This window comes from Vibrio sp. V42_P2S4T144 (assembly GCF_009904715.1).
Lineage (GTDB): Bacteria > Pseudomonadota > Gammaproteobacteria > Enterobacterales > Vibrionaceae > Vibrio > Vibrio alginolyticus.
In genome coordinates this window covers 1-2770 of record NZ_WXWS01000197.1, presented here as the reverse complement: position 1 = coordinate 2770, position 2770 = coordinate 1, and the positions used below count along the sequence as shown (strand labels likewise).

At 44.5% G+C, this 2770-nt stretch carries 3 protein-coding genes; 2 read left to right on the top strand and 1 reads right to left on the bottom strand.

The window, feature by feature from the left end:
- Positions 1-1190, top strand: a 1190-nt coding sequence (locus CAG68_RS06840) for a citrate synthase (RefSeq protein ID WP_161440955.1), incomplete at its 5' end; no start/stop codon positions are given.
- Between the two features lie 91 nt (positions 1191-1281).
- On the opposite strand, the gene CAG68_RS06835 is transcribed toward CAG68_RS06840, so the two are convergent.
- Positions 1282-2040, bottom strand: a complete 759-nt coding sequence (locus tag CAG68_RS06835; RefSeq protein WP_086046581.1) for a Nif3-like dinuclear metal center hexameric protein — start codon at positions 2038-2040, stop codon at positions 1282-1284.
- Positions 2041-2271: 231 nt separating this feature from the next.
- Between CAG68_RS06835 and CAG68_RS06830 the strand changes: the two genes are divergently transcribed.
- Positions 2272-2770 (top strand): DUF1853 family protein (locus tag CAG68_RS06830; RefSeq protein WP_161440954.1); only part of this gene is annotated, 499 nt, incomplete at its 3' end.

Here is a 2770-nt window from a genome sequence, read left to right as displayed (position 1 = left end):
AGCTGGGAGCCAATGGTTACTTTACTTTTGACCCAGGTTTTCTTGCCACTGCATCTTGTGAATCATCAATCACGTACATCGATGGCGGCAAAGGTATTCTTTTGCACCGCGGTTTCCCGATTGATCAATTAGCCAATAACGCAGATTACTTAGAAGTATGTTACATCCTTCTTTATGGTGAAGCCCCTACCCGAGAACAATACGAGCAATTCAAAACGACCGTTACTCGTCACACAATGGTACACGAGCAAATCGCAAGCTTTTTCCATGGCTTCCGACGCGATGCACACCCAATGGCGGTAATGTGTGGTGTAGTTGGAGCACTTGCAGCCTTCTATCACGACTCTCTTGACATTAACAACGACGAACACCGCGAAATTGCAGCGTACCGTCTGCTGTCAAAAATGCCAACACTGGCGGCGATGTGTTACAAATACTCTATCGGTCAGCCATTTATTTACCCTCGTAACGACCTTAGCTACGCAGAGAACTTCTTGCATATGATGTTCGCAAACCCTTGCGAAGAGTATGAAGTAAATCCTGTGGTTGCCCGTGCGATGGATAAGATTTTCACTCTACACGCGGATCATGAACAGAATGCGTCGACATCAACTGTACGCCTAGCTGGCTCTTCTGGTGCGAACCCATTTGCATGTATTGCCGCTGGTATTGCATCCCTTTGGGGGCCTGCTCACGGTGGTGCAAACGAAGCCTGCTTGAGAATGCTAGAAGAGATTGGCAGCGTCGATAACATCCCTGAATATGTAGACCGCGCGAAAGACAAAGATGACCCATTCCGCTTAATGGGCTTTGGTCACCGCGTTTACAAGAACTACGACCCACGTGCGACAGTAATGCGCGAAACGTGTCATGAAGTTCTCAAAGAGCTAAACATTCAAGACCCTCTGCTAGACGTTGCAATGGAACTTGAGCGCATTGCGCTTTCTGATGAGTACTTCGTGTCTAAGAAGCTGTACCCGAACGTAGACTTCTACTCAGGTATCATTCTTAAAGCGATTGGTATTCCAGTTTCTATGTTTACGGTTATCTTCGCGATTTCTCGTACCATCGGCTGGATTGCTCACTGGAACGAAATGCATAGCGATCCACTGAACCGCATTGGTCGTCCTCGTCAGCTATACACTGGCGAAACACAACGTGAGTTTTCTCCACTTCACGAACGTGAATGATCTTTTAGTACGAAGATAGACAAACAAAAGGGTTGAGATTTTCGTCTCAACCCTTTTTCTTTTCAGCACTTAACGTTACGAATAGCGAACGTTAAACCGGATTATCAATATCGATAAACTCCACATGTAGGCCGTATTCATCCGCTAGCCATTTGCCTAAGGCCTGAACACCATAACGCTCAGTAGCATGATGACCTGCAGCAAAGTAATGAATGTCCATTTCACGAGCGGTATAAGTGGTGCGCTCTGAAATTTCTCCAGAGATAAATGCATCCAGCCCGTGCTGTACAGCAAGTTCAATGAAATCCTGCCCTCCACCAGTGCACCAGCCGACTGTCTCAATCATCTTATCGGTATTCTCTGGAGCGATATGCAGAGGCTCTCTATCAAGAACTTGGTTGATCTTACTCGCAAATTCAACACCAGACATCGGCTTTTTCAAGCGCCCAAACATAGCAACTGACTGAGGGTGCCCTTCAAGCCCACCTTCTACTTCGATTTCAAGTAAGCGAGCTAATTCAGCGTTGTTGCCTAGCTCTGGATGAATATCTAGAGGAAGGTGATAACCGTATAAGTTGATATCATTTTTGATCAGGCTACGAATTCGTTTACCTTTCATGCCACGAATTGGCTCAGGTTCACCTTTCCAAAAATAACCGTGATGAACGAGTAATGCGTCTGCATTAAGCTCAATCGCTTTATCGATTAAGGCTTGGGAGGCAGTTACGCCAGTGATAATACGCTTTACGGCTGGCGTCCCTTCTACCTGTAACCCGTTTGGTGCGTAATCTTTAATTAACTGCGGTGACAGTTTGTCATTAAGAATCTGTTCTAGCTTTAAGTTATTCATTATTACTTCCAATTTCTAGCGCATGTAAACCTAAATAACCTCTCGATGGAATCAGACAAAAGAGTGCAGCCTAGTTGATACAACAACGTTTTGACATCTGGCACCTTGATATCATTTAGGTATTTAAAGTGTATCTCGAACCCTAATATCGATGCTAGCCACCCTACCCTCAAAAGCAAATTTAGTTACAATAACAAAGCTTGTCGCCTCACCATACATTTAGGGATACGGATGAACCAACTGCAACGCTTTTACCAATGGATCGCCACTTCACCTCCTCTTTTCAAGTTACGCCCTCCGTTTGCAACCTTAGAAGATGTCTCGGTCAAACCTTTGAATAGCTCAGAACAATACAATGGTAATCCGAGACTGGGTTTTTTATATCAGCACCTATGCACTGCGGCTCTTTCTAATTCAGAACGATATCAGATTATTGCCGAAGAAATTCAGTTAAACGACGCTGAAGGTAAGACCATTGGTGCTGTCGATTTGGTGTTGAGGAATACAGAATCAAATCAGATAGAACATTGGGAAGTGGCGATTAAGTTTTATCTTCTTTACAACGGCATTTGGTATGGCCCGAATGCTCACGACCAGTTACATGCAAAATTGGATAGAATGCTCACGCATCAGCTGAAAATGAGCGATCGCCCGGAATTTCAAAAAATAATTCCGTTAAACGACGCTCCACAAGAACGTCTATTGATGCAAGGACGACTCTATATTAATC

What these genes read in the sequence shown, in the direction of transcription:
- CAG68_RS06835 (WP_086046581.1), bottom strand. Translation starts at nt 2,040, where the DNA reads ATGAATAACTTAAAGCTAGAACAGATTCTTAATGACAAACTGTCACCG.